This window comes from Burkholderia mycopellens (assembly GCF_964265025.1).
Lineage (GTDB): Bacteria > Pseudomonadota > Gammaproteobacteria > Burkholderiales > Burkholderiaceae > Burkholderia.
Map to the genome: position 1 here is coordinate 1,414,688 of NZ_OZ183802.1, position 26,656 is coordinate 1,441,343.

The 26,656-nt window shown below is 65.6% G+C and carries 24 protein-coding genes; 19 read left to right on the top strand and 5 right to left on the bottom strand.

Annotated elements, in window-relative coordinates:
* Positions 1 to 104 precede the first annotated feature (104 nt).
* Complete coding sequence (proP, locus tag ACPTTC_RS06645) at positions 105 to 1,592, bottom strand: glycine betaine/L-proline transporter ProP (RefSeq protein ID WP_226197929.1); 1,488 nt, start codon at positions 1,590 to 1,592, stop codon at positions 105 to 107.
* Between the two features lie 539 nt (positions 1,593 to 2,131).
* Here proP and ACPTTC_RS06650 point away from each other — a divergent pair.
* A complete protein-coding gene (locus tag ACPTTC_RS06650) occupies positions 2,132 to 2,464 on the top strand; it encodes a YnfA family protein (protein ID WP_423391923.1) in 333 nt (110 codons plus the stop codon).
* Between the two features lie 34 nt (positions 2,465 to 2,498).
* Here the strand turns inward: ACPTTC_RS06650 and dnaQ are convergent, their stop codons facing one another.
* Genes dnaQ through ACPTTC_RS06665 form a run of 3 tightly spaced genes read right to left on the bottom strand, consistent with a single transcriptional unit; the run spans position 2,499 to position 4,524 of the window.
* Positions 2,499 to 3,233, bottom strand: coding sequence for a DNA polymerase III subunit epsilon (gene dnaQ, locus ACPTTC_RS06655; protein ID WP_175958101.1), 735 nt, complete (start codon positions 3,231 to 3,233; stop codon positions 2,499 to 2,501).
* A gap of 38 nt (positions 3,234 to 3,271) precedes the next feature.
* Complete coding sequence (gene rnhA, locus ACPTTC_RS06660) at positions 3,272 to 3,715, bottom strand: ribonuclease HI (protein ID WP_423391924.1); 444 nt, start codon at positions 3,713 to 3,715, stop codon at positions 3,272 to 3,274.
* Positions 3,712 to 4,524, bottom strand: coding sequence for a class I SAM-dependent methyltransferase (locus tag ACPTTC_RS06665; protein ID WP_226197931.1), 813 nt, complete (start codon positions 4,522 to 4,524; stop codon positions 3,712 to 3,714). The genes rnhA and ACPTTC_RS06665 overlap by 4 nt, the downstream gene beginning before the upstream one ends.
* An 18-nt stretch (positions 4,525 to 4,542) precedes the next feature.
* On the opposite strand from ACPTTC_RS06665, the gene gloB reads away from it, so the two are divergent.
* From gloB to ACPTTC_RS06705, 8 genes are all read left to right on the top strand, one after another.
* Positions 4,543 to 5,349, top strand: coding sequence for a hydroxyacylglutathione hydrolase (gene gloB / locus ACPTTC_RS06670; RefSeq protein ID WP_423391925.1), 807 nt, complete (start codon positions 4,543 to 4,545; stop codon positions 5,347 to 5,349).
* Positions 5,350 to 5,500: 151 nt separating this feature from the next.
* Positions 5,501 to 7,060: a transglycosylase SLT domain-containing protein gene (locus ACPTTC_RS06675; RefSeq protein WP_423391926.1), complete on the top strand. Its 1,560-nt coding sequence runs from the start codon at positions 5,501 to 5,503 to the stop codon at positions 7,058 to 7,060.
* A 156-nt stretch (positions 7,061 to 7,216) separates the two neighbouring features.
* The gene (locus ACPTTC_RS06680) at positions 7,217 to 8,434 is read left to right on the top strand and encodes an MFS transporter (RefSeq protein ID WP_423391927.1); all 1,218 of its coding nucleotides are present in this window, start codon (positions 7,217 to 7,219) and stop codon (positions 8,432 to 8,434) included.
* Positions 8,435 to 8,798: 364 nt separating this feature from the next.
* A complete protein-coding gene (carA, locus tag ACPTTC_RS06685; RefSeq protein ID WP_175967548.1) occupies positions 8,799 to 9,944 on the top strand; it encodes a glutamine-hydrolyzing carbamoyl-phosphate synthase small subunit in 1,146 nt (381 codons plus the stop codon).
* A gap of 37 nt (positions 9,945 to 9,981) precedes the next feature.
* Positions 9,982 to 10,641 (top strand): leucine efflux protein LeuE, encoded by a 660-nt coding sequence (gene leuE, locus ACPTTC_RS06690; protein ID WP_423391928.1) that lies wholly within the window; start codon positions 9,982 to 9,984, stop codon positions 10,639 to 10,641.
* A 49-nt stretch (positions 10,642 to 10,690) separates the two neighbouring features.
* A complete protein-coding gene (gene carB, locus ACPTTC_RS06695; protein WP_226197935.1) occupies positions 10,691 to 13,945 on the top strand; it encodes a carbamoyl-phosphate synthase large subunit in 3,255 nt (1,084 codons plus the stop codon).
* A 118-nt stretch (positions 13,946 to 14,063) separates the two neighbouring features.
* The gene (gene greA / locus ACPTTC_RS06700; RefSeq protein WP_057927897.1) at positions 14,064 to 14,540 is read left to right on the top strand and encodes a transcription elongation factor GreA; all 477 of its coding nucleotides are present in this window, start codon (positions 14,064 to 14,066) and stop codon (positions 14,538 to 14,540) included.
* Between the two features lie 14 nt (positions 14,541 to 14,554).
* Positions 14,555 to 15,013, top strand: a complete 459-nt coding sequence (locus ACPTTC_RS06705; RefSeq protein WP_046545365.1) for a DUF4149 domain-containing protein — start codon at positions 14,555 to 14,557, stop codon at positions 15,011 to 15,013.
* 79 nt (positions 15,014 to 15,092) lie between these two features.
* Here the strand turns inward: ACPTTC_RS06705 and ACPTTC_RS06710 are convergent, their stop codons facing one another.
* Positions 15,093 to 15,620 carry a YhbY family RNA-binding protein gene (locus ACPTTC_RS06710; RefSeq protein WP_423391929.1) on the bottom strand — a complete coding sequence of 176 codons (528 nt, stop codon included), beginning with the start codon at positions 15,618 to 15,620 and terminating at the stop codon, positions 15,093 to 15,095.
* 193 nt (positions 15,621 to 15,813) lie between these two features.
* Between ACPTTC_RS06710 and ACPTTC_RS06715 the strand changes: the two genes are divergently transcribed.
* From ACPTTC_RS06715 to phoB, 10 genes are all read left to right on the top strand, one after another.
* Positions 15,814 to 16,476: an RlmE family RNA methyltransferase gene (locus ACPTTC_RS06715; RefSeq protein WP_046545366.1), complete on the top strand. Its 663-nt coding sequence runs from the start codon at positions 15,814 to 15,816 to the stop codon at positions 16,474 to 16,476.
* 166 nt (positions 16,477 to 16,642) lie between these two features.
* Positions 16,643 to 18,541, top strand: coding sequence for an ATP-dependent zinc metalloprotease FtsH (gene ftsH, locus ACPTTC_RS06720; RefSeq protein WP_175967564.1), 1,899 nt, complete (start codon positions 16,643 to 16,645; stop codon positions 18,539 to 18,541).
* A gap of 70 nt (positions 18,542 to 18,611) precedes the next feature.
* Complete coding sequence (gene folP, locus ACPTTC_RS06725) at positions 18,612 to 19,511, top strand: dihydropteroate synthase (RefSeq protein WP_423393322.1); 900 nt, start codon at positions 18,612 to 18,614, stop codon at positions 19,509 to 19,511.
* Positions 19,512 to 19,539: 28 nt separating this feature from the next.
* Positions 19,540 to 20,895: a phosphoglucosamine mutase gene (gene glmM / locus ACPTTC_RS06730; RefSeq protein ID WP_423391930.1), complete on the top strand. Its 1,356-nt coding sequence runs from the start codon at positions 19,540 to 19,542 to the stop codon at positions 20,893 to 20,895.
* A gap of 378 nt (positions 20,896 to 21,273) precedes the next feature.
* A complete protein-coding gene (gene pstS / locus ACPTTC_RS06735; protein WP_175967570.1) occupies positions 21,274 to 22,308 on the top strand; it encodes a phosphate ABC transporter substrate-binding protein PstS in 1,035 nt (344 codons plus the stop codon).
* Between the two features lie 94 nt (positions 22,309 to 22,402).
* Complete coding sequence (gene pstC, locus ACPTTC_RS06740) at positions 22,403 to 23,389, top strand: phosphate ABC transporter permease PstC (protein WP_423391931.1); 987 nt, start codon at positions 22,403 to 22,405, stop codon at positions 23,387 to 23,389.
* Positions 23,386 to 24,279, top strand: coding sequence for a phosphate ABC transporter permease PstA (pstA, locus tag ACPTTC_RS06745; RefSeq protein WP_175967574.1), 894 nt, complete (start codon positions 23,386 to 23,388; stop codon positions 24,277 to 24,279). The genes pstC and pstA overlap by 4 nt, the downstream gene beginning before the upstream one ends.
* Positions 24,280 to 24,294: 15 nt before the next feature.
* Positions 24,295 to 25,143, top strand: a complete 849-nt coding sequence (gene pstB / locus ACPTTC_RS06750) for a phosphate ABC transporter ATP-binding protein PstB (RefSeq protein ID WP_226197941.1) — start codon at positions 24,295 to 24,297, stop codon at positions 25,141 to 25,143.
* A gap of 18 nt (positions 25,144 to 25,161) precedes the next feature.
* Positions 25,162 to 25,866, top strand: a complete 705-nt coding sequence (phoU, locus tag ACPTTC_RS06755) for a phosphate signaling complex protein PhoU (protein WP_175958086.1) — start codon at positions 25,162 to 25,164, stop codon at positions 25,864 to 25,866.
* A gap of 32 nt (positions 25,867 to 25,898) precedes the next feature.
* Complete coding sequence (gene phoB, locus ACPTTC_RS06760) at positions 25,899 to 26,600, top strand: phosphate regulon transcriptional regulator PhoB (RefSeq protein ID WP_027787869.1); 702 nt, start codon at positions 25,899 to 25,901, stop codon at positions 26,598 to 26,600.
* Positions 26,601 to 26,656: the final 56 nt, after the last annotated feature.

Consider the following 26,656-nt stretch of genomic DNA (forward strand, 5'->3'; position numbering starts at 1 on the left):
CTCGCGGCTGAAGGATGAAAAAAAGCCCGGCCGGCGCAAGCCGGTCGGGCGGATCGGATTCGATCGGGCCCCGGCTTCGGCCGGGGCTTTTTCATGGGCGACGCTCAGGCGCGTGCGGGCGACACGACGCCGTAGATCTCCGATTCCTCGTCCTCGCGCATCTGGCGCACGAGCTGTTGGGCTTCGCGGCGCGACGCGACGGCCGGCGGCGAACCCTTGAGCGGCTGGCGCGCGGTTTCGGCAAGCGCGACCACCGACACGATGCCGATCACGGCGGCGCCCATCATGTAGTACGCGGGCATCATCAGGTTGTGCGTGACATCGACCAGCCACGCGGTCACGAGCGGGGTCGTGCCGCCGAACAGCGACACCGACACGTTGAAGCCGATCGCGAGCGCACCGTAGCGGATCTCGGTCGGGAACAGCGCCGGCAGCGCCGACGGCATCACGCCGGTGAAGCACGACAGCAGCACGCCGAGGATCAGCAGGCCGCCGAACACCGACACCGTGGTGCCCGCATGGATCAGCATCATCGACGGGATCGACAGCGCGAGCAGGCCGACGCAGCCGGCGAGCATCACGGGCTTGCGGCCGATCCGGTCGGACAGGCGGCCGGCGGCGAGCGTCAGCGGCATCATCAGCACCATCACGATCAGCACGAGCACGAGGCTGTGCGATTCGTCGAAGTGCAGCGTCGACGACATGAAGCTCGGCAGGTACGACAGCACCATGTAGTCGGTCACGTTGAAGATCAGCACGAGGCCGACGCACAGCAGCAGTGCACGCCAGTTGCGCATCAGCGTTTCGCGGAAGCGCGCCTTCGGCACGGCCTTGTCCTGCGCTTCGCGCTCTTCGGCCTGGCGCTTGAACGCGGGCGTTTCCTCGAGCCTCATCCGGATGTAGAGGCCGATCAGGCCGAGCGGGCCGGCGATCAGGAACGGCACGCGCCAGCCCCACGACAGCAGCGCTTCCTGCGACAGCGACGCGGTGAGCAGCGCGACGACGCCCGCACCCATCACGTAACCGATCAGCGTGCCGAACTCGAGGAAGCTGCCCATGAAGCCGCGGCGCTTGTCGGTCGAGAATTCGGCGATGAAGGTGGCTGCGCCGCCGTACTCGCCGCCGGTCGAGAAGCCCTGGACGAGGCGGGCGACGAGCAGCAGCACGGGCGCCATGATGCCGATCGATGCGTAGCTGGGGATCAGGCCGATTGCGAACGTGCCGACGGCCATCATGATCATCGTGGCGGCGAGCACGCGCTGGCGGCCGATGCGGTCGCCGAGCGGGCCGAACACCATGCCGCCGAGCGGGCGCACGAGGAACGCGGCCGCGAACGTGCCGAAGGTTGCAAGCAGCTGCGCGGACGGGCTGCTGGACGGGAAGAACACCTTGCCGAGCGTGACGGCGATGTAGCTGTAGACGCCGAAGTCGAACCATTCCATCGCATTGCCGATGGCCATCGCGCTGACGGCGCGCTTGAGGAGGCTCTGGTCGACGACGGTGATGTCGTCCGCGACGAGCGGGGCTTCGCCGGACGACGAAGCGGAGGAAGAGGCAGCGGTCGGGCTGACGTGTGTTGCGGTCAAGGTCATGCACTCCTTTGACTGCGCCGAACGGACGGGCCGTCCGACACGGTTTGCCGGCGAGCGCGGTGTCGCGTGCGGCGCGTCGGGGCAGGCCATTAAGCACTTACAGCACAAAAGGCGGTAAAGGGCCGTAAGGGGCTGCTTCGACGCGGGCCTGATGGGCCGTCGCGACAGTGCGCTCATGAAGAATGGGCCGCGTGATGCAGGCGGCAGATGCCGGTGCGGACGATGTCCGGCGTTCCGGCAAGCGCCCCGGAGGGGCAACGAAACGAGAAAAGCGGGCCTGTCGGGCGGGCTTTCCTGTGGGTGCAATTTCGGTCGAAGGGCCGATCCATCACGCGCGGACGGACTTCTCTCGAAATCGAATAGACAGAGATTGAATGTTGAAACAGGCGACATGATAGCACGATGACGGATGATCGTGCAAATTGCCGGGAGGCGCCCGTCTGGCGGGGCGTTCGGCGAGGGCGGCTCGGGTATGATCGGCGGCGCGCGGCGGGGCCGTGCCGCCTCTGGTGACGGGGGCCGAATTCACGAGGAACCGGATGACCGAACTGATGAGGATCGCGGCCCTGTTTGCCGCCACCGCGCTGGCCGAAATCGTCGGCTGTTACCTGCCGTGGCTCGTGCTGAAGGAGGGTCGGCCGGTGGGGTTGCTGGTGCCGGCCGCGCTGTCGCTCGCGCTGTTCGCGTGGCTGCTGACGCTGCATCCGAGCGCGGCGGGGCGCACTTATGCCGCGTACGGCGGCGTGTATATCGCGGTGGCGCTGGTGTGGCTGCGGGTGGTCGACGACGTCGCGCTGACCCGCTGGGATGTGGCCGGCGCGGCGCTCGCGCTCGGCGGGATGGCGGTCATCGCGCTGCAGCCGCGCGCGTGAGCGCGGCCGCGGCGCGTGCCGTCTGCCGCTTGCTTCAAGCCGTTTCGGCGGCGTCCGCGTCGGCGGACCTGCGCCACACGCAGGTGCCCTTGACCGACTTGTCGAGCTCGTCGAGTTGCGCGAGGTGCGCGGCCAGTTCGTCGTCACTCGCGGCCACCACGGCCAGGTCGAGCGCGGCGAGCGACACGCGCTGGCCGTTCGCTGCGCCGCCGTCGGCGCCTGCGTCGTCGAGCATGTCGATCACGAGGCTGTCCTGGCCGCGCGTCATCGCGAGATACACCTCGGCGAGCAGCTCCGAGTCGAGCAGCGCGCCGTGCAGCGTGCGGTGCGCGTTGCTGATGCCGAAGCGGTCGCACAGCGCGTCGAGCGAGTTGCGCTTGCCGGGGAACATCTGCTTGGCCTGCACCAGCGTGTCGATCACGCCGCCGCAATGTTCGGTGAACGGCGGCAGGCCGAGCCGCGCGAATTCGGCGTCGAGGAAGCCGAGGTCGAACGGCGCGTTGTGGATGATCAGCTCGGCGTCCTTCACGAAGTCGAGGATCTGGCTCGCGACTTCCGCGAATTTCGGCTTGTCGCTCAGGAATTCGGTCGTGAGCCCGTGCACCGCCAGTGCGCCCGGATCGCTGTCGCGCTCGGGGTTCACGTAGAAGTGCAGGTTGTTGCCGGTGAGCCGCCGGTTCAGCAGCTCGACGCAGCCGATTTCGATGAGGCGGTCGCCCGTGCGGGCGTTCAGGCCGGTGGTTTCGGTATCGAGGATGATCTGGCGCATGTCGGGGAAAGCAAAGGAAACAGGGGAGTGGACGGCGTTCAGGCCGTGAGCGATTCGACGCCGCGATTCGCGAGTGCGTCAGCGCGCTCGTTTTCCGGATGGCCCGCGTGACCCTTGACCCAGCGCCACTCGATCTCGTGCTGCGCGACGAGCGCGTCGAGCCGCTTCCACAGGTCGGCGTTCTTCACGGGCGTCTTGGCCGCGGTGACCCAGCCTTTCTTCTTCCAGCCGTGGATCCACTCGCTGATGCCTTTCTGCACATATTGCGAGTCGGTATGCACGATCACCTGGCACGGCCGCTTCAGCGCCTCGAGTGCGGCGATCACGCCCATCAGCTCCATGCGGTTGTTGGTCGTGTTGGGCTCGCCGCCGAACAGCTCCTTCTCCTTGTCGCCGTAGCGCATCAGTGCGCCCCAGCCGCCGGGGCCGGGGTTGCCCTTGCAGGCGCCGTCGGTATAGATGTCGATCGTATCGGTTGTCATGAATGTTCTTGATGGGTAGTCGGGGAGGCCGCCGGCGTCAGGCCTGGTGCGAGCACGGGCTTCTTCATCTTGATCTGGCCGACGAGGCGCATGCCGCGCACGCGCTTGACGGCCGTCACCATGTAGACGGCGCCGAAGATCGGCCACCAGCGGTCGCCGGCGGCCTCCATGAAGCCGTAGCGCGCCAGCCACTGGTCGGTGACGAGCGGCGGCCGGTAACAGCCGAAGCGGCCGCGTTCGAGGTCGAAGCCGAGCAGCTTGATCCAGTCCTTGAGCCGGATGAACGCGATCTGGTCGCGCGTGGCCGGCACGAACGGACGGTTTGCCATGCGCCCGAACGATTGCCGCATGCCCCACAGGCTGAGCGAATTGAAGCCGGTGATCACGAGCTGGCCTTCCGGCATCAGCACGCGCTCGGCCTCGCGCAGCAGGCGGTGCGGATCGGACGTGAATTCGAGCGTGTGCGGCATCACGATCAGGTCGACGCTCTGCGACTCGAACGGCAGGTCGAGCAGGTCGCACCAGGTCGTGCTGCGGCCGTCGGGCGCGTGCTCGGGCGCATGCGCTTCGCGGGCCCATGGATACTGGTAGGGCGCGCTCGCGCCGCTCGCCGGATCGAGCACGAGGCCGCGATACGGCATGCGGTTCTCGCGCAGCGCGTCGAGCTGCGGCAGGCCGAGCTGCAGTGCGTGGAACCCGAAGACGTCGGACACGATCCGGTCGAGCTGCGCCTGCTCCCAGCCCAGCACGTAGCGGCCGGGCGGTGAGTCGGTCCAGGCGGGCCAGTCTATAATTTGACGGTCAGACATAACGATGATTGCGCGCCCATGAACGAGCTGGAATACGTGCCGGTTCCGGCATTCGATGACAACTATATCTGGCTCGTCTCGGACGGCCGCGATGCGATCGCCGTCGATCCGGGTGAAGCCGCGCCGGTGCGCCGGGTTCTAGCCGAGCGAGGCTGGCGGTTGACCGCTATTTTACTCACGCACCATCACGCCGACCACGTCGGCGGTGTCGCGGCACTGCGCGATGGCCAACCGGACGATGTTCCGCTCGCCGTTTACGGCCCCGCTGCCGAGGCGATCGGCGTGGTCACGCGACCGCTTTCGGGCGGCGCGCGCGTGACGCTCGACGCGCCGGCCGTCGCGTTCGACGTGCTCGACGTGCCGGGCCATACGCGCGGCCACATCGCCTATTTCCAGGCGGCCGGGCAGGGCAACGCGGCGCCGCACGTGTTCTGCGGCGACACGCTGTTCTCGTGCGGTTGCGGGCGCCTGTTCGAAGGCACGCCCGCGCAGATGCTCGCATCGCTCGACGCGCTCGCGGCACTGCCGGGCGACACGCACGTGCATTGCGCGCACGAATACACGCTGTCCAACATCCGCTTCGCGCTCGCGTGCGAACCCGGCAATGCGGCGCTCGCCACGTGGCGCGACGACGCGCAGGCGCTGCGCGCGCGCGGCGTGCCGACACTCCCCACTACGATCGCGCACGAGCGTGCCGTTAACCCGTTCATGCGTGCGGACAGCGATGCGATCCGCGCGACGCTCGAGGCCGAGTTGCACGAAACAGTGCCGGATCGTCTGACGGCGTTCACGCTGATGCGCGAGTGGAAAAACCGGTTCCGATGATGATTTCCGGAGGACTCCAAAGCTCATGCGGTGCCTGTAAAAATTGCTCCAAATGTAGGATTTCGCTGAGTTTTCGGTGTTTTTATTGACGTGAAGCACGCACTTCCGTAGTATCGCCTGCAATTTCCAGCCGTCGGAAGCAGAGAATTTCATGCGACTTATATTGAGTGCGATGGTGGTTCTGCTGCTCGCCGCTTGTGCGAGCCAGGCCCCTGTCGCCAACAACGCCGCCGATTCGCAGGCGACGTCCACCTACCTCCGTAAATCAGCCACCGCCAAAGAAACTGTCGACGTCGACAAGCAATCCGTCGGCGATCTGACCAGCGCGGATTCCGATCTCTGGGGTCGCATCCGCCGCGGTTTCCAGATGCCCGACCTGCAGACCGACCTCGTCGACATGCAGACCACGTGGTATACGCAGCGCCCGGATTACGTGCAGCGCATGACCGAGCGCTCGCAGAAGTACCTGTACCACATCGTCGAGGAACTCGAGGCGCGTCACATGCCGACCGAGCTCGCGCTGTTGCCGTTCATCGAGTCCGCGTACAACCCGCAGGCGCTGTCGGTCGCGAAGGCGGCCGGCATGTGGCAGTTCATGCCCGGCACGGGCCGCACGTACAACCTGAAGCGCAACATGTGGCAGGACGAGCGCCGTGACGTGCTCGCGTCGACGAGCGCCGCGCTCGACTACCTGTCGCGCCTGCATGACATGTTCGGCGACTGGTATCTCGCGCTGGCCGCATACAACTGGGGCGAGGGCAACGTGCAGCGCGCGATCGCGCGCAACCAGGCGGCCGGCCTGCCGACCGACTACCTGAGCCTGCGCATGCCGAACGAGACGCGCAACTACGTGCCGAAGCTGCAGGCGGTGAAGAACATCATCGCGAATCCGCAGCAGTATGGCCTGGCCCTGCCGGACATCCCGAACCACCCGTATTTCGTGACGGTCACGACGTCGCGCGACATCGACGTGGCGGTGGCGGCGAAGCTCGCGAACCTGTCGCTCGACGAATTCCGCTCGCTGAACCCGTCGTTCTCGAAGCCGGTGATCCTCGGCGCGACCGAGCCGCAGATCCTGCTGCCGTTCGACAACGCGTCGGCGTTCGAGAAGAACCTGAAGGCGTACAACGGCCAGCTCTCGTCGTGGACCACCTATACGGTCAGCGAACGTGCGCGGCCGGCCGCGATCGCGGAGAAGATCGGCGTGGACGCCGATACGCTGATGTCGATCAACAAGATTCCGGCGGGTATGCGCCTGAAGCCCGGCTCGACGATCGTCGTGCCGCGCGGCAATGACGACGACGAGGACATCAGCGCCGACGTCGCCGAAAACGGCGTGCTCGCGATGGAACCCGATGTGCCCGACACACGCAAGATGCTGATCCGCGTGCGCCGCAAGCAGTCGATGGCGGCGATCGCCGGCCGCTACGGCGTGTCGGTCGGCCAGCTCAAGGCGTGGAACCGCACGCACCGCGATCTCGTGATGCCGGGCCAGGCGCTCGTGCTGCACGTGCCGGTCGGCCGTTCGGTGCCGGCGGAACCCGGTCCGGAGCGGATCGCGACGTCGGCCGGCGGTGCGCACATCGAGCGCGCGAGCCTGGCGGTGGGCGGCAAGTCGCACGGCGCGAAGCGCGGCGCGGCAAAGCCGGTAGCCAGAACGGCGAAGGCGGCGCCGGCCAAGGCTGCAGCGCACAAGGGCAAGAAGAAGTAACGCACTCGCGAGCGCATCGTGCGGCCGGCCCGGTTCGCGCGATTGCGCTATCATCCGACGAAATGCGACGAAACGCCGTCACCGAGGTGACGGCGTTTTTGTTTGTGCGCGGCGCGGGGCGCCGCCGTGAATGTCTACATATAACAAGGGGAAGGGATGTCGTCGGTGCAGGTGAGGGTGCTCGCGCTGTTTTCGGTCGGGTATTTCGTGTCGTATGTGTTTCGCGGCGTCAATCTGGGCTTCGCGCCGTTCGTCACGCACGAGCTCGGGTTGTCGGCCGCCGATCTCGGTTTGCTCACCAGTCTGTATTTCCTCGGCTTCGCCGGCGCGCAGATCCCGGCCGGCGTGATGCTCGACCACTTCGGCCCGCGGCGCGTGACGGCCGGCATGCTGCTGTTCGCGGCCGCCGGTGCGGCCGTGTTCGGCGCCGCGCACAGTCTCGGCACCATGATGGTCGGCCGGCTGCTGATCGGTGTCGGCGTATCGGTGTGTCTCGGCGCGGCGTTCAAGGCGCTCGCGCAGCATTTCCCGGTGGGCCGGCTGCCGCTCGTCAACGGCCTCGTGATGGCCGTGGGCGGCCTCGGCGGCGTGATGGTCGGCTCGCCGCTGACCTGGCTGCTCGGCTGGACGAGCTGGCGCGCGATCTGTTTCGGCCTCGCGGTGCTGACGGTGATTGTCGCGGCGGCGATCGGGCTAGGCGCGCCGGAAGCGAAGCAGGTGCGCCACCAGGGCGGGATCGTCAGCCAGTTCAAGGGCACGTGGCATATCCTGAGCAGCCGTGCGTTCTGGAAGATCTCGTCGTTCTCCGTGGTCACGCAGGGCGTGTTCTACGCGATGCAGTCGCTGTGGGTCGGGCCGTACCTGCGCGACGTCGCCGGGTTCGATGCGCCGCATGCCGCGCGCCTCGTGTCGGTGCTCGGCTTCGCGATGATGGCCGGCTGCGTCGGCTTCGGCGCTGCCGCGCGCGTGCTCGAGCGGCGCGGCGTGTCCGTGTATGCGTTCTGCGGGGTCGGCATGGCGCTGTTCGTCGCGACGCAGGCCGCGATCGTCGCGCACGTGCCGTTGCCGCCCGCCGTGCTGTGGGCCGCATACGGGATGTTCGGCGGCGTCGGCATCCTGACCTACGCGGTGATGGCCGGGCATTTTCCCGCTCACCTGATCGGTCGCGCGAACACGACGCTCACGCTCGTGATCTTCCTGCTGATCTTTGCGTTCCAGATCGGTGTCGGCGCGGTGCTGTCGCACTGGCCCGCGGTCGACGGCCACTATCCGGCCGCCGCACACTTCACCGCATGGGGCGTGCTGCTCGCGCTGCAGCTCGCGAGTGCGCTCTGGTACGTCTGGCCTGCGCGCGGCGCTGGTCAAGCGCACTGATCCGGCGGTACGCTGGGGGCAGGGCGGCCGCGTAAATGGGGCCGCAGCGCATTGCGTCGCGTCGCCGGGCGCGGCATGCGCACGATCGGACGGCCATATCAATTGAAGATAGGGCCATTTTCAGGCTATAATTTGAAAGTTTGTGCTGATCAACCTCGCACCCTAGCGCCTACCTCATTCATCCCGTTCATCCGCCGCACGCCGCCTGCCGGGCGATGCCGCGAAGCCTCGTGCGCCACGCGCCGGGTTCGCGTCTCGACAGCGCAGGCCGCGTCCAGCAAGCGACCACGCGCGCTCACGCAGCGCGGCGCTCGCGCGGCAGGGTAAACAGGTCGGCAGCAGGGTGTTCCCCAAGGAGCCTCCCGTGTTGCCGTCTTTTACTCCCGCCTTGCTTGCACTCGCCGACGGCACGGTCTTTCGTGGTTATTCGATCGGGGCCGAAGGCCATACGATCGGCGAAGTCGTGTTCAATACCGCGATCACCGGCTATCAGGAAATCCTGACTGATCCGAGCTACTCGCGCCAGATCGTCACGCTCACCTATCCGCATATCGGCAACGTCGGCGTCAATGCCGAAGACGTCGAAGCCACGAAAGTCCATGCCGCCGGCCTGATCATCCGTGATCTGCCCTCGCTCGCATCGAACTTCCGCATGGACCGCACGCTCGGCGATTACCTGCGCGAAGAAGGCGTCGTCGCGATCGCCGGTATCGACACCCGCAAGCTGACCCGCATCCTGCGCGACAAGGGCGCGCAGAACGGCTGCATCCTGACGGGCTCGGACGACGAAGCGAAGGCAATCGAGCTCGCGCGTTCGTTCCCGGGTCTCGCGGGCATGGATCTCGCGAAGGTCGTGTCGACCACGAAGCCGTTTGAGTGGAAGCAGACCGAATGGCGCCTCGAAGGCGGCTACGGCATGCAGGAAGCGCCGAAGTACCGCGTCGTCGCCTACGATTTCGGCGTCAAGTACAACATCCTGCGCATGCTCGCGGAGCGCGGCTGCCACGTGACGGTGCTGCCGGCCCAGGCAAGCGCGGAAGATGCGCTCGCGCTCAATCCGGATGGCGTCTTCCTGTCGAACGGCCCCGGCGATCCGGAACCGTGCGACTACGCGATCGCGGCCACGAAGCAATTCATCGAGCGCGGCGTGCCGACCTTCGGCATCTGCCTGGGTCACCAGATCATGGGCCTCGCGGTCGGCGCGAAGACGCTGAAGATGAAGACGGGCCACCACGGCGCGAACCACCCGGTGAAGGATCTCGGCGACGGCCGTGTCGTGATCACGTCGCAGAACCACGGCTTCGCGGTCGATGCGGATTCGCTGCCGGCGAATGCGCGTGTGACGCACGTGTCGCTGTTCGACGGCACGCTGCAGGGTTTCGAGCTGACCGACAAGCCGGCATTCTGCTTCCAGGGCCACCCGGAAGCGTCGCCCGGCCCGCACGACATCGGCTATCTGTTCGACCGTTTCACCGCGCTGATGGACGCGGCGAAGCAGCGCAACGCCTAACGTCAACGACGCAACTGAAGCTCGGGAGATTCGCATCATGTTCGGCCACGCACTCGGCATCACGGATATCTGGACCTACGTGTTCGGCGTGATCTTCATCATCCTGCTGCCGGGGCCGAACTCGATGTACGTGCTGTCGCTCGCGGCGCAGCGCGGCGTGAAGGCCGGCTATCGGGCGGCGTGCGGCGTGTTCGTCGGCGATACGGTGCTGATGGTGCTGTCCGCCGCCGGCGTCGCGTCGCTGCTGAAGGCGAATCCGCTGCTGTTCTCCGTCGTCAAGTACGGCGGCGCCGCGTATCTGCTGTACATCGGCACCGGGATGCTGCGCAGCGCGTGGAGCAAGCTGCGCGCGCGTGGCGATGTGCCGGTCGATGCACCGCCGGCCGTCGACGGCGAGCGGCCGTTCCGGAAAGCGCTGATCGTGAGCCTGCTGAATCCGAAGGCGATCCTGTTCTTCATCTCGTTCTTCATCCAGTTCGTCGACCCGGCATTCCCGCATCCCGCACTGTCGTTCGTCGTGCTCGGGGCGATCGCGCAATGCGCGAGCTTCCTGTACCTGAGCACGCTGATCTTCGCGGGTGCGCGGCTCGCCGAGCACTTCCGCCGCCGCCGCAAGCTTGCAGCAGGCGCGGCGAGCAGCGTGGGCGGCCTGTTCATCGGATTCTCGGTGAAGCTTGCGCTCGCCACGATGAGCTGAGCGCAGCCGGCCGACCCACGACAACGATTACTTATTGAATTCACAAGCCATGCCAAAACGCACAGACATCAAGAGCATCCTCATCATCGGCGCCGGCCCGATCATCATCGGCCAGGCGTGCGAGTTCGACTATTCGGGCGCGCAGGCTTGCAAGGCGTTGCGTGAGGAGGGCTACAAGGTCGTTCTCGTCAACAGCAACCCGGCGACGATCATGACCGACCCGAACACGGCCGACGTGACCTATATCGAGCCGATCACGTGGGAAGTCGTCGCGCGCATCATCGAGAAGGAGCGCCCGGACGCGATCCTGCCGACGATGGGCGGCCAGACCGCGCTGAACTGCGCGCTCGACCTGCACCACCACGGCGTGCTCGAGAAGTTCGGCGTCGAGCTGATCGGCGCGTCGCCGGAAGCGATCGACAAGGCGGAAGACCGCCAGAAGTTCAAGGAAGCGATGACCAAGATCGGTCTCGGTTCCGCGAAGTCGGGCATCGCGCACTCGATGGAAGAGGCGACCAAGGTGCACGCCGAGATCATGGCGGAGACGGGCGGCAGCGGCTACCCGGTCGTGATCCGTCCGTCGTTCACGCTCGGCGGTTCGGGCGGCGGCATCGCCTACAACCGCGAAGAGTTCGAGGAAATCTGCAAGCGCGGCCTGGATCTCTCGCCCACGCGCGAACTGCTGATCGAAGAGTCGCTGCTCGGCTGGAAGGAATACGAGATGGAAGTCGTGCGCGACCGCGCCGACAACTGCATCATCGTCTGCTCGATCGAGAACCTCGACCCGATGGGCGTGCACACCGGCGACTCGATCACGGTCGCGCCGGCGCAGACGCTCACCGACAAGGAATACCAGATCCTGCGTAACGCGTCGCTCGCGGTGCTGCGCGAGATCGGCGTCGACACGGGCGGCTCGAACGTGCAGTTCTCGATCAACCCGAAGGACGGCCGCATGGTCGTCATCGAGATGAACCCGCGCGTGTCGCGTTCGTCGGCGCTCGCATCGAAGGCAACGGGCTTCCCGATCGCGAAGGTCGCGGCGAAGCTGGCCGTCGGCTACACGCTCGACGAACTGAAGAACGAAATCACCGGCGGCCAGACCCCGGCGTCGTTCGAGCCGACGATCGACTACGTCGTCACGAAGATCCCGCGCTTTGCGTTCGAGAAATTCCGCGAAGCCGATTCGCGCCTGACGACGCAGATGAAGTCGGTCGGCGAAGTGATGGCGATCGGCCGCACGTTCCAGGAATCGTTCCAGAAGGCGCTGCGCGGCCTCGAAGTCGGTGTCGACGGTCTCGACGAGAAGTCGACCAACCGCGACGAGATCGCGATCGAGATCCACGAGCCGGGCCCGGACCGCATCTGGTACGTCGGTGATGCATTCCGCATCGGCATGACGGCCCAGGAAATCTTCGCGGAAACCGCGATCGACCCGTGGTTCCTCGAGCAGATCGAGCAGATCATCCTGAAGGAAAAGGCGCTCGGCGGCCGCACGCTCGCGTCGCTGTCGTTCGACGAACTGCGCTACCTGAAGCAGAGCGGCTTCTCCGACCGCCGCCTCGCGAAGCTGCTCGGCGCGACGCCGGAAGACGTCCGCAAGCGCCGCGTCGAACTCAACGTGCGCCCGGTCTACAAGCGCGTCGACACCTGCGCGGCGGAATTCGCGACGAAAACCGCGTACATGTACTCGACCTATGAGGAAGAGTGCGAGGCGCAGCCGACCACCAACAAGAAGATCATGGTGCTGGGCGGCGGCCCGAACCGGATCGGCCAGGGCATCGAGTTCGACTACTGCTGCGTGCATGCGGCGCTCGCGATGCGCGAGGACGGCTACGAAACGATCATGGTCAACTGCAACCCGGAAACGGTGTCGACCGACTATGACACGTCCGACCGCCTGTACTTCGAGCCGCTGACGCTCGAGGACGTCCTCGAGATCGTCGACAAGGAAAAGCCGGTCGGCGTGATCGTCCAGTACGGCGGCCAGACGCCGCTGAAGCTTGCGCTCGACCTCGAGGCGCACGGCGTGCCGATCGTCGGCACGTCGCCGGACATGATCGACGCGGCCGAAGACCGCGAACGCTTCCAGAAGCTGCTGCAGGACCTCGGCCTGCGCCAGCCGCCGAACCGCACCGCGCGCGCGGAAGACGAAGCGCTCAAGCTCGCCGAGGAAATCGGCTATCCGCTGGTCGTGCGCCCGTCGTACGTGCTCGGCGGCCGCGCGATGGAAATCGTCCACGAGCCGCGCGACCTCGAGCGCTACATGCGCGAGGCCGTGAAGGTGTCGAACGATTCGCCGGTGCTGCTCGACCGCTTCCTCAACGACGCGATCGAGTGCGACGTCGACTGCATCTGCGACGGCGAAGCCGTGTTCATCGGCGGCGTGATGGAGCACATCGAGCAGGCGGGCGTCCACTCGGGCGACTCGGCATGCTCGCTGCCGCCGTACTCGCTGTCGAAGGAAACCGTGGCCGAGCTGAAGCGCCAGACGGGCGCGATGGCGAAGGCGCTGAACGTGGTCGGCCTGATGAACGTGCAGTTCGCGATCCAGCAGGTGCCGCAGGCGGACGGTTCGAAGCTGGACATCATCTACGTGCTGGAAGTGAACCCGCGCGCATCGCGCACGGTGCCGTACGTGTCGAAGGCGACCAGCCTGCCGCTCGCGAAGATCGCGGCGCGCGCGATGGTCGGCCAGAAGCTCGCGCAGCAGGGCGTGACGAAGGAAGTCGAGCCGCCGTACTTCAGCGTGAAGGAAGCGGTGTTCCCGTTCGTCAAGTTCCCGACCGTCGATCCGGTCCTCGGGCCTGAAATGCGTTCGACCGGCGAAGTGATGGGCGTCGGCCAGACGTTCGGCGAAGCGCTGTTCAAGTCGCAGCTCGCGGCCGGCTCGCGCCTGCCGGAGTCGGGCACGGTGCTGCTGACCGTGATGGACGCCGACAAGCCGAAGGCAGTCGAAGTCGCGCGCATGCTGCACGACCTCGGCTACCCGATCGTCGCGACCAAGGGCACGGCTGCCGCGATCGAAGCGGCCGGCGTGCCGGTGAAGGTCGTGAACAAGGTGAAGGACGGCCGTCCGCACATCGTCGACATGATCAAGAACGGCGAGATCGCACTCGTGTTCACGACGGTCGACGAAACGCGCCAGGCGATCGCCGATTCGCGTTCGATCCGCATGAGCGCGCAGGCGCACAAGGTCACGTACTACACGACGATGTCGGGCGCGCGCGCGGCGGTTGAAGGCTTGCGCTACCTGAAGGATCTGGAAGTCTATGATTTACAAGGTCTTCACGCTCGCCTAAACTAAGCGGTCAGTTTCCTGTCGAAGCAATACGTGCCGCGGTTAAGCGGTGTTTCCGGTTCATCGGAAACGCGCTTAATCGCGGTGATTTTTTTTAAAGCCGTTTTTAGCGATTGAGCCGTTTATGAGCACCATTCCGTTGACAAAGCGTGGCGCAGAACTCCTGCGCGATGAATTGCAGCGCCTCAAGTCCGTCGAGCGGCCGGCCGTGATCAACGCGATCGCGGAGGCCCGCGCACAGGGCGACCTGTCCGAAAACGCCGAATACGATGCCGCGAAGGAAAAGCAGGGCTTCATCGAGGGTCGTATCGCGGAACTCGAATCGAAGCTGTCGGCCGCGCAGGTCATCGATCCCACCGTGCTCGATGCCGAAGGCCGTGTGGTTTTCGCGTCGACCGTCGAACTCGAGGATCTCGAGTCGGGCGACACCGTCAAGTACCAGATCGTCGGTGACGACGAAGCCGATATCGATCACGGCCTGATCTCGGTCAGCTCGCCGATCGCGCGCGCGCTGATCGGCAAGTCCGAAGGCGACGTCGCTGCCGTGCAGGCGCCGAGCGGCGTGCGCGAGTACGAAATCATCTCGGTCAGCTACATCTGAAGCGGGGCGACGTGATGCCGCATCGCGTGTTCCGTCTGCTGTCGGCCGTGTGGGTCGGCAGCCTGCTGACGATCGGGTATGCGGTCGCGCCCGTGCTGTTCAAGACGCTGGAGCGGATGACGGCCGGTTCGGTCGCCGCCCAGCTGTTCCGTATCGAGGCAATCCTCGGCGTCGTGTGCGGCGTGCTGCTGCTCGCGTTGTCGAACCAGCAGGTGCGGCGCGGCAGTAGCGACTATCGCCGCGTGCGCTGGATCGTCGCCGCGATGGTCGTGTGCGTGCTGGTCGGGTATTTCGCGCTGCAGCCGTTCATGAACGCGCTGCGGGTGGCTGCGATGGACGCGGGCACGGATATCGCGAACTCGCCGTATGCGAGCCGCTTCGGGATGCTGCACGGCGTCTCGAGCGTGTTCTACCTCGTCGAGAGCGTGCTGGGGCTGATGCTGATCTGGCGTTTGCCGGCGCGCGACGCCTGAGGCGAGTGCCACGCAGGCCCGGTCGATGCCGGGCCCGCGGGCAGGGTGGCGGTACGGCGTAGCCGTGCCACCCCGGTGCTTACTTGTCCTGGAACGGACGCTTGGTGCTGGCCTGGCGCTTCTTGGCGCGCTTCACGTTACCGCCTGCCGTCACGCGCTCGTTGCCGCGCACGACGACCTTCGTCGGCTTCGGACGGCGCACGGGGCTCGCGTTCGGCGACACCTTGACGACCTTGACGGTGCGCGGTGCACGGCCTTTCTTGTCGTCGACGGCTTCAGCCGCGCTCGGCACGGTGCCGGCACGACGGCCGCGGGCCGGGGCCGCTGCGGCGGCTTCGGGCTTCCAGATCACCAGCAGCTTGCCGATGTGCTGGATCGGCGCCGCGCTCAGGCGATCGCAGATCTCGTCGTAGATTGCGATGCGCTCGTCGCGCTCGTCGCCGAACACGCGGATCTTGATCAGTTGGTGCGCGTCGAGGTGCACCTTGATTTCCTTCAGCACGGCTTCGGTCAGCCCTTCGGCGCCGATCAGCACGACGGGCTTGAGCGCATGGGCCTGGGAGCGCAGCGCGGAGCGCTCGGCGGGAGAAAGCGAAAGGGCGGGCATGGAAATGTCGAAATCTAAATAAGGGCGCGCTGACTGGAAAGCAATCGCGGGAAGTTACCGCGTCAGCCGTGCGCCGAAACCACGTAAAATCGCGGCTTGGGCCTGAAAAGGGGCCGCAGCCGCGCGAAGAAGACGCGTATTATCCGCTAAAAGCGCGGCTTCACGAAGCAATTGGCAGCAATCTCTCTCTCGAATGGCAAAAAACCGCTTCAACCAGCACTGGCTGCACGACCACATCAACGACCCCTACGTCAAAATGGCGCAGCGGGAGGGCTATCGCGCGCGCGCCGCGTACAAGCTGAAGGAAATCGACGAGCAGGACAAGCTGATCCGTCCGGGTCAGGTCATCGTCGACCTCGGCGCGACGCCGGGCAGCTGGAGCCAGTATGCCCGCAACAAGCTCGCGCAGGGCAAGAAGCGTGACGCGGAGCGCGAAGGCGGCATCGACGGCACGATCGTTGCGCTCGATATCCTGCCGATGGAGCCGATCGCCGACGTCCACTTCCTCCAGGGTGACTTCCGCGAGGATGAAGTGCTCCACCAGCTCGAGGAAGTGCTCGAAGGGCGCGCGGTGGACCTTGTTATTTCCGACATGGCCCCCAACCTTTCCGGCGTGGCCTCGGCGGACGCGGCGCGCATCGAGCATCTCTGCGATCTGGCGCTCGAATTCGCGCAGAATCATCTGAAGCCGGACGGTGCGCTGCTCGTGAAATGCTTTCACGGCAGCGGCTACAGCCAGATCGTCGAGAAATTCAAACAGCAGTTTAAGACCGTCGCGCCGCGCAAGCCGAAGGCGTCCCGCGACAAATCGTCCGAAACGTTCATTTTGGGTCGGCATCTGAAACGTCCGCGCTGATGCGCGACGGGGTGCCGCAAACGGGCTCCGGCCCTTGCCAGACAAGCGAAGCGCTATCGCGGCGGTTGTCAATGCTTATGGCGAGGGTGGTCGGACTGGATTAGAATGACCGAGGGGCGCCGCAAGGAAAATGTAGGCGCTCGTCTACGAGTGAAGGAGTGGTGCTTTGAACAACAATATGTTTTCGAAGGCAGCGGTGTGGCTAGTGATCGCACTGGTGCTGTTTACGGTGTTCAAGCAGTTCGACAAGCCCCGCGTCCAGGAAGGCGTGTCCTATTCGCAGTTCATGGACGACGCCAAGAACGGCAAGGTCAAGAACGTCATCGTTCAGGGGCGCAACCTCACCGTCACTCCGGCTGATGGCCAGAAATACCAGATCGTGTCGCCCGGCGACATCTGGATGGTCGGCGATCTGATGAAGTACGGCGTGCAGGTCAGCGGCAAGGCCGATGACGAGCCGAACGCGCTGATGTCCGCGCTGTACTACCTCGGGCCGACGATCCTGATCATCGTGTTCTGGTTCTACATGATGAGGCAGATGCAGGGGGGCGGCAAAGGCGGTGCCTTTTCGTTCGGCAAGTCGCGAGCGCGGCTGATCGACGAGAACAACAACGCGGTGAACTTCTCCGATGTCGCGGGCTGCGACGAAGCGAAGGAAGAAGTGTCCGAGCTCGTCGACTTCCTGCGCGATCCGCAGAAATTCCAGAAGCTGGGCGGTCGCATTCCGCGCGGCGTGCTCCTCGTCGGGCCGCCGGGTACCGGTAAGACGCTGCTCGCTCGCGCGATCGCGGGTGAAGCGAAGGTGCCGTTCTTCAGCATCTCGGGTTCGGACTTCGTCGAAATGTTCGTCGGCGTCGGCGCGGCCCGTGTGCGCGACATGTTCGAGCAGGCGAAGAAGCATGCACCGTGCATCGTGTTCATTGACGAAATCGACGCGGTCGGTCGTCATCGCGGCGCCGGCATGGGCGGCGGCAACGACGAACGCGAACAGACGCTGAACCAGATGCTGGTCGAGATGGACGGCTTCGAGGCGAACTCGGGCGTGATCGTGATCGCTGCGACCAACCGTTCCGACGTGCTCGACAAGGCGCTGCTGCGGCCGGGCCGTTTCGACCGCCAGGTCTACGTCGGCCTGCCGGACATCCGCGGCCGCGAGCAGATCATGCGTGTGCACCTGCGCAAGGTACCGATCGCGAACGACGTCGATGCGGCAGTCATTGCACGCGGCACGCCGGGCTTCTCGGGCGCCGATCTCGCGAACCTCGTGAACGAGGCTGCGCTGTTCGCGGCACGCCGCGGCAAGCGTATCGTCGAGATGCAGGATTTCGAGGATGCGAAGGACAAGATCTTCATGGGTCCGGAGCGCAAGTCGGCCGTGATCCGCGAGGAAGCGAAGCGCGCAACCGCTTACCACGAGTCGGGCCACGCGGTGGTCGCGAAGCTGCTGCCGAAGGCAGACCCCGTGCACAAGGTCACGATCATCCCGCGCGGCCGTGCACTGGGTGTCACGTGGCAGTTGCCGGAGCATGACAACGAAACGTACTCGAAGGACTACCTGCTGGATCGCCTCGCGATCCTGTTCGGTGGCCGGGTGGCGGAAGAGCTGTTCATGAATCTCGTCAGCACCGGCGCATCGGACGACTTCAACAAGGCAACGCAGACGGCGCGCGCGATGGTCGCCCGCTTCGGCATGACCGATGCGCTCGGACCGATGGTCTACGTCGACGACGAGAACGATGCGTCGCCGTTCGGCCGCGGTTTCACGCGCACGATCTCGGAAGCGACGCAGCAGAAGGTCGACGCGGAAATCCGCCGCGTGCTGGACGATCAGTACAACCTCGCGCGGCGCCTGCTCGAAGAGAACCGCGACAAGGTCGAGGCGATGACTGCCGCGCTGATGGAGTGGGAGACGATCGACGCCGATCAGATCAACGACATCATGGACGGCCGTCCGCCGCGTTCCCCGAAGAGCTCGCCGGCTGTCGGCGGCGATTCGTCGGGTGGTGGCAGCAGCGCCGAGGTGAAGCCCGGCACCGCGCCGGCGCCTGCTACGCCGGCGGCATAATCTCCGCTTTGGTGCCTTTCACGGGCTGGTGTGGCTTCACACCGGCCCGTTTTGCATTCATTCACGCCAGTTGCTCGTGTCCGATCCCGCTGTTTTTCCATTCATTCCCGCGCCACTCCAGTGCGGCCGCTTCGAACTGACGTTCGAACGCCCGCTCGTGATGGGCATTCTCAACGCCACGCCCGATTCGTTCTCCGACGGCGGCCGCTTCCTCGCGCGCGACGATGCGCTGCGCCAGGCGGAGCGGATGATTGCCGAAGGCGTGGACCTCCTCGATATCGGTGGCGAATCGACGCGCCCCGGCGCGCCGCCCGTGCCGCTCGACGAGGAACTCGCGCGCGTGATCCCGCTCGTCGAAGCGCTGCGGCCGCTGAACGTGCCGCTGTCGATCGATACCTACAAGCCGGCCGTGATGCGTGCGGCGCTGGCCGCAGGCGCCGACCTGATCAACGACATCTGGGGGTTCCGCCAGCCGGGCGCGATCGATGCGGTGCGAGACGGCAACTGCGGGCTGTGTGCGATGCACATGCTGGGTGAGCCGCAAACGATGCAGGCCGGCGAACCCGATTACGGCGACGTCGTGGCCGACGTGCGCGATTTTCTCGCCGAGCGCGCACAGGCGCTGCGCGATGCCGGGATTGCACCGGAGCGGATCTGCGTCGATCCCGGCTTCGGATTCGGCAAGGCGGTCGTCGACGACAACTATGCGCTCCTGGCCGCGTTGCCGGACACGGCGCCCGCACGGCCCGACGGGCGCGCGTATCCGATACTCGCGGGCATGTCGCGCAAGTCGATGCTCGGCGCGGTGATCGGCGGCAAGCCGCCGATGGAGCGCGTCGCGGCGAGCGTGGCGGCTGCATTGTGCGCGGTTGAGCGCGGGGCGGCGATCGTGCGCGTGCACGACGTTGCGGCGACGGTCGATGCGCTGAAGATCTGGAATGCCGTGCGCGAAGCCGCGCGGCAACGATAAGTCAGAAGACGAAGGAGGAAGATTCGCTATGGGACGTCGATATTTCGGCACGGACGGCATTCGCGGCACGGTGGGCGAGGCGCCCATCACGCCGGATTTCGTGTTGCGTCTCGGCTACGCGGCAGGCAAGGTACTGGCCAGCTCGGCCGACGTCGCGGCGGGCTCGCGTCCGACCGTGCTGATCGGCAAGGACACGCGCGTGTCGGGCTACATGCTCGAAGCTGCGCTCGAGGCCGGATTCTCGGCGGCGGGCGTCGACGTGATGCTGGCCGGCCCGATGCCGACGCCGGGCGTCGCGTACCTGACGCGCGCGCTGCGCCTGTCGGCGGGCGTCGTGATCAGCGCATCGCACAACCCGTATCACGACAACGGGATCAAGTTTTTCTCGGCCGACGGCAACAAGCTGCCGGACGACACCGAAGCCGCGATCGAAGCGTGGCTCGACAAGCCGCTCGAATGCGCATCGTCCGACGGTCTCGGCAAGGCGCGCCGCCTCGACGATGCGGCCGGCCGCTACATCGAGTTCTGCAAGAGCACGTTCCCGGCCGCGTTCAACCTCCGCGGGCTGAAGCTCGTGATCGACTGTGCGCACGGTGCCGCGTACCAGATCGCGCCGCACGTGTTCCACGAACTCGGCGCGGATGTGATCCCGATCGGCGTCGCACCGAACGGCTTCAACATCAACGACGGTGTCGGTGCGACCGCGCCCGACGCGCTGGTGCGCGCGGTGCGTGCGAACCACGCCGATCTCGGCATCGCGCTCGACGGCGATGCGGACCGCCTGCAGGTCGTCGACGCGACCGGTCGCCTGTACAACGGCGACGAGCTGCTCTACGTGCTCGTGAAGGACCGGATCGCGACCGACGGCAAGGTCGAAGGCGCGGTCGGCACGCTCATGACGAACCTCGCGGTCGAAGTCGCGCTGCAGCGCGAGGGTGTGAAATTCGTCCGGGCGGCGGTCGGCGATCGCTACGTGCTCGAACAGTTGCGCGAGCACGGCTGGCAGCTCGGCGCGGAAGGCTCGGGCCACATCCTGTCGCTCGATCGCCATTCGACCGGCGACGGCATCGTGTCGGCGCTGCTTGTGCTCGCCGCGCTGAAGCGCAGCGGCCGGACCCTTGCGCAGATGCTTGACGGCGTCACGCTGTTCCCGCAGAAGCTGATCAACGTGCGGATGAAGCCGGGCGCCGACTGGAAGGGCAGCACGTCGATCCGCGCCGCGATCGCCGCAGCCGAAGCCGCGCTCGCCGGCAGCGGCCGCGTGCTGATCCGCGCATCGGGCACGGAGCCCGTGCTGCGCGTGATGGTCGAGGCGCAGCAGGCGGCCGACGCGGTCCGCCACGCGGAGACGATCGCCGACGCAGTGCGCGCAGCGACGACCTGATGCGCGGGCCCGGCGCAGGGCGGTCAAACGCCTGCGCGTCGGCGCGCCTGTGAACTGGCATGCGGCGCCTTCGGGGCGCCGCGATTTCATCAGACGCAAAGGACCCGCCTCGAGCGGAGGCTTTCCGTGACGCTGGCACTGCGCTACGATCCGCTCGCACTCAGGTGAAACGGGTAGTCTCCCGTCCCCTCCAGGCAGGCAATTCTTGCCGCCACAGCCGTTCTGGCACCGCCCGGGCGCCGCGCGCACCGCCCCCGATACTCCCTTTCAACCAGTCATGTTACTGTCACGCCAGTTTCATCGATTGTCACATTACCGTCATGAGGAGCCCCTAACCTTCGCGGTGCCGTAGTCATCCGCTCACACACTGGAGGTCTCATGAAATTGATGCAAACCGCGATTGCCGGCCTGGCTGGCGCGCTTTTCGCCGTCGCCGCTCACGCTGCCGACATCACGGGCGCAGGCAGCACGTTCGCGATGCCGATCTATACGAAATGGGCTGCTGACTACCAGCAGACCGGCGGCGCGAAGGTCAACTACCAAGGTATCGGTTCGTCGGGCGGCCTGAAGCAGATCGTCGCGAAGACGGTCGATTTTGCCGGTTCGGACGCTCCGCTGAAGGATGACGAGCTCGCGAAGGAAGGCCTGTTCCAGTTTCCGACGGTGGTCGGCGGCGTGGTGCCGGTCGTCAACGTGCCGGGCGTGAAGGCCGGTGAACTGACGCTGTCGGGCCCGGTGCTCGGCGACATCTACCTCGGTAAGATCAAGAAGTGGAACGACCCGGCTATCGCCGCGCTGAACCCGAAGGTCAAGCTGCCGGACACGGACATCGCCGTGGTTCGCCGTGCTGACGGCTCGGGCACGAGCTTCATCTGGACGAACTACCTGTCGAAGGTCAACGACGAGTGGAAGTCGAAGGTCGGCGAAGGCACGACGGTCAACTGGCCGACGGGCACGGGCGGCAAGGGCAACGACGGCGTCGCAGCCTTCGTGCAGCGCCTGCCGGGCGCAGTCGGCTACGTCGAATGGGCGTACGCGAAGAAGAACAACATGGTCTACACGGCCCTGAAGAACTCGACGGGCACCGTGGTCGAGCCGAAGACGGAAACGTTCAAGGCTGCTGCTGCCGGCGCGAACTGGTCGAAGTCGTTCTACCAGATCCTGACGAACCAGCCGGGCAAGGAAGCATGGCCGGTGGTCGGCGCGACGTTCGTGCTGCTGCACGCGAAGCAGGACAAGCCGGAGCAGGGCGCGGAAACGCTGAAGTTCTTCAGCTGGGCGTTCAAGAACGGCGAGAAGGCTGCTGACAGCCTCGACTACATCTCGCTGCCGCCGGCAGTCGAAGCGGAAATCCGCAAGCAGTGGAAGGTGAAGGTGACGGACGCTTCGGGCAAGTCGGTCGCCGCCGAGTAAGCATTGCAGCGGTTCGCTGCCCGGCCGCACCGGTCGGGCAGTGTGTGCGGTAAAGCCGGGCGTTACGGCGTCCGGCAATCAAAAGCAGGCACCCATGTCTGATATTTCCTATACGTCCTCACGGTCCGCCGACGTTGCGCAGCAACGCGCGCCGAGCCGCCTCGGGGATGTCGTATTCGGCGGCCTTGCACGGCTTGCCGCCATCGTGACCCTGCTGCTGCTCGGCGGGATCATCGTTTCCCTGATCGTTGCGTCGCTGCCGACCATCCAGAAGTTCGGCCTCGGCTTCCTGTGGCAATCCGAGTGGGATCCCAACTCGGACATCTACGGCGCGCTCGTGCCGATCTACGGCACGATCGTGACGTCGATCATCGCGCTCGTCATCGCCGTGCCGGTCAGCTTCGGCATCGCGCTGTTCCTCACCGAGCTGTCGCCCGTGTGGCTGCGCCGCCCGCTCGGCATCGCGATCGAGCTGCTCGCCGCGATTCCGTCGATCGTGTACGGCATGTGGGGCCTGCTCGTGTTCGCACCGATCTTCGCGGAATATTTCCAGAAGCCGCTCGGCCGCCTGTTCAAGGACGTGTGGGTGCTCGGGCCGCTGACGTCCGGCCCGCCGATCGGCATCGGCATCCTCGCGGCCGGCGTGATTCTCGCGATCATGATCATCCCGTACATCGCATCGGTGATGCGCGACGTGTTCGAAGTCACGCCCGTGCTGCTGAAGGAATCGGCGTACGGGATCGGCTGCACGACCTGGGAAGTGATGTGGAAGGTCGTGCTGCCCTATACGAAGACCGGCGTGATCGGCGGCGTGATGCTCGGCCTCGGCCGCGCGCTCGGCGAGACGATGGCCGTGACCTTCGTGATCGGCAACACGAACCTGCTCGACAGCGTGTCGCTGTTCGCACCGGGCAACAGCATCACGTCGGCGCTGGCAAACGAATTCGCGGAAGCGCAACCGGGCCTGCATACGTCCGCGCTGATGGAACTGGGCCTGATCCTGTTCGTGATCACGTTCATCGTGCTGTCCATCTCCAAACTGCTGCTGCTTCGTCTCGAGAAGGGAGAGGGCAAGAAATGAGCGAGCCCATCATGAATTTCCCGGGGCCGGACGGCGCCGTGCTCGACGCGATGCGCAATCGCCTGCAGCGCAAGCGCAAGGCCATCAACGCGATCGCGCTGGCCGCATCGCTCGGCGCGATGGCCTTCGGCCTGCTGTGGCTCGTGTGGATTCTCTACACGACGGTGCATCTCGGCATCAGCGGCCTGTCGCTGCAACTGTTCACGGAATCGACGCCGGCACCGAACACGGAAGGCGGCGGTCTCGCGAACGCGATCGTCGGCAGCTTGCTGCTGTGCGGTTTCGGCACGCTGGTCGGCACGCCGATCGGCATTCTCGCGGGCGTCTATCTTGCCGAATACGGCCAGAAGAACCTGCTGGCGGGCACGATCCGCTTCATCAACGACATCCTGCTGTCCGCGCCGTCGATCGTCATCGGCCTGTTCGTGTACGCGATCGTCGTCGCGAAGTCGGGGCGCTTCTCGGGCTGGGCCGGCGTGATCGCGCTCGCCCTGCTGCAGATTCCGATCGTGATCCGCACGACCGAGAACATGCTGAAGCTCGTGCCGAACGCGCTGCGCGAAGCGGCTTTCGCGCTCGGCACGCCGAAGTGGCGCATGGTGATGAAGATCACGCTGCGCGCATCGGTCGGCGGGATCGTGACGGGCGTGCTGCTCGCCGTCGCGCGGATCGCCGGCGAAACGGCGCCGCTGCTGTTTACCGCGCTGTCGAACCAGTTCTTCTCGTGGGACATGAGCCAGCCGATGGCGAACCTGCCCGTCACGATCTACAAGTTCGCGATGAGCCCGTTCGCGGAATGGCAGTCGCTCGCATGGGCGGGCGTGTTCCTGATTACGCTCGGGGTGCTCGGACTCAACATCCTGGCGCGCTCGATCTTCTCGAAAAAGTAACGGCGGAGCAATCCGATGAATATGGCAGAAAGCCACCTGAATCCTGTCGAGCGCACTGCAGCGCCGGCCGGCGTGCAAGAAGCGGCGCACGGCCGTCCGCTCGAGCCGCTGAACGCGAAGATCGAGGTCAACAACCTCAACTTCTTCTACAACAAGTTCCATGCGCTGAAAAACATCAACCTGAGCATTCCCGAAGGGAAGGTGACGGCGTTCATCGGCCCGTCGGGCTGCGGCAAGTCGACGCTGCTGCGCACGTTCAACAAGATGTTCGCGCTCTATCCGGAGCAGCGCGCCGAAGGCGAAATCCTGATGGACGGCGAGAACCTGCTGACGACGAAGCGCGACATCTCGCTGCTGCGCGCGCGTATCGGCATGGTGTTCCAGAAGCCGACCCCGTTCCCGATGTCGATCTACGACAACATCGCGTTCGGCGTGAAGATGTTCGAAAAGCTCACGCGCTCGGAAATGGACGACCGCGTCGAGTGGGCGCTCACGAAGGCCGCGCTGTGGAACGAAGTGAAGGACAAGCTGAACCAGAGCGGCTACGGCCTCTCGGGCGGCCAGCAGCAGCGTCTGTGCATCGCGCGCGGCATCGCGATCCGTCCGGAAGTGCTGCTGCTCGACGAACCGTGCTCGGCGCTCGACCCGATCTCGACGGGCCGCATCGAAGAGCTGATCGCGGAGCTGAAGAGCGACTACACGGTCGTGATCGTCACGCACAACATGCAGCAGGCCGCACGCTGCTCGGATTTCACGGCCTACATGTACCTGGGCGAGCTGATCGAATTCGGCGAGACCGAAAAGATCTTCATCAAGCCGGTGCGCAAGGAAACGGAAGACTACATCACCGGCCGCTTCGGCTGATGACGGAGAACAACAGCCATGTCGGATAAACATCTGTCGAGCCAGTTCGACGCGGACCTGAATGCCGTGTCGTCGAAAGTGCTGGAAATGGGCGGGCTCGTCGAGTCGCAGATCGTCGGCGCGATGCACGCGCTGAACGAATTCGATCGCGATGCGGCCGAGAAGGTCATCACGGCCGAGGAAACGCTGAACGCGATGGAAGTCGACATCGACCAGGAGTGCGGCAACATCATCGCGCGGAGGCAGCCTGCCGCGCGTGACCTGCGCCTTTTGATGTCGATTTCGAAAACGATTACGAACCTCGAGCGCGCTGGCGACGAGGCCGAGAAGATCGCGAAGCGCGTGCGCCGCCTGGTCGACGAGCCGGCCGCGCGCGCGGTCAACATCGCCGAGATCAAGGTGTCGGGCGAAATGGCCGTGACGATCCTGCGCCGCGCGCTCGATGCGTTTGCGCGTCTCGATACGGTGGCCGCCGCGCAGATCGTCAAGGACGACAAGGAGATCGACCAGGAATTCCGTGCGTTCGTGCGCAAGCTCGTGTCGTACATGCAGGAAGATCCGCGCACGATCTCGGTCGGCCTCGAATACCTGTTCATCGCGAAGGCGATCGAACGGATCGGCGATCATGCGAAGAACATCGCCGAATTCATCATCTATATCGTGAAGGGCACGGACGTGCGGCACCAGCCGCGCGACACGCTCGATCGCGAAGCCAACAGTTAATCGACTCCGTACAGGGGAAAAAAGAGGTGCCGATGCCCAGCAACATTCTCGTCGTTGAAGATGAGCCCGCGATTTCCGAACTGATCTCGGTGAATCTCCAGCACGCCGGTCACTGCCCGATTCGGGCGTACAACGCCGAACAGGCGCAGAACCTGATCAGCGACGTGCTGCCCGATCTCGTGCTGCTCGACTGGATGCTGCCGGGCAAGTCCGGTATCGCGTTCGCGCGCGACCTGCGCAACAACGAACGGACCAAGCACATCCCGATCATCATGCTGACTGCGCGCGGTGACGAGCAGGACAAGGTGCTCGGCCTCGAAATCGGCGCGGACGACTACGTGACGAAGCCGTTCTCGCCGAAGGAGCTGATGGCGCGGATCAAGGCCGTGCTGCGCCGCCGTGCGCCGCAGCTGACCGAGGACGTCGTGTCGATCAACGGGCTGCGCCTCGACCCGGCCACGCATCGTGTCGCCGCGCATGCGGAAGGCAGCGAGATCAAGCTCGATCTCGGCCCGACCGAGTTCCGCCTGCTGCATTTCTTCATGACGCATCCGGAGCGCGTGCACAGCCGCACGCAACTGCTCGACCAGGTGTGGGGCGACCATGTATTCGTCGAGGAGCGCACCGTCGACGTGCACATCAAACGATTGCGCGCGGCCTTGAAACCGGCCGGCTGCGATGCGATGATCGAGACCGTGCGCGGCAGCGGCTACCGGCTCGCCAAGCACGCGTAACGTATTCACGCATGCCGTGTGCCGCGGCATGCCGTTCATTCTTTCGGGCGCTGAAT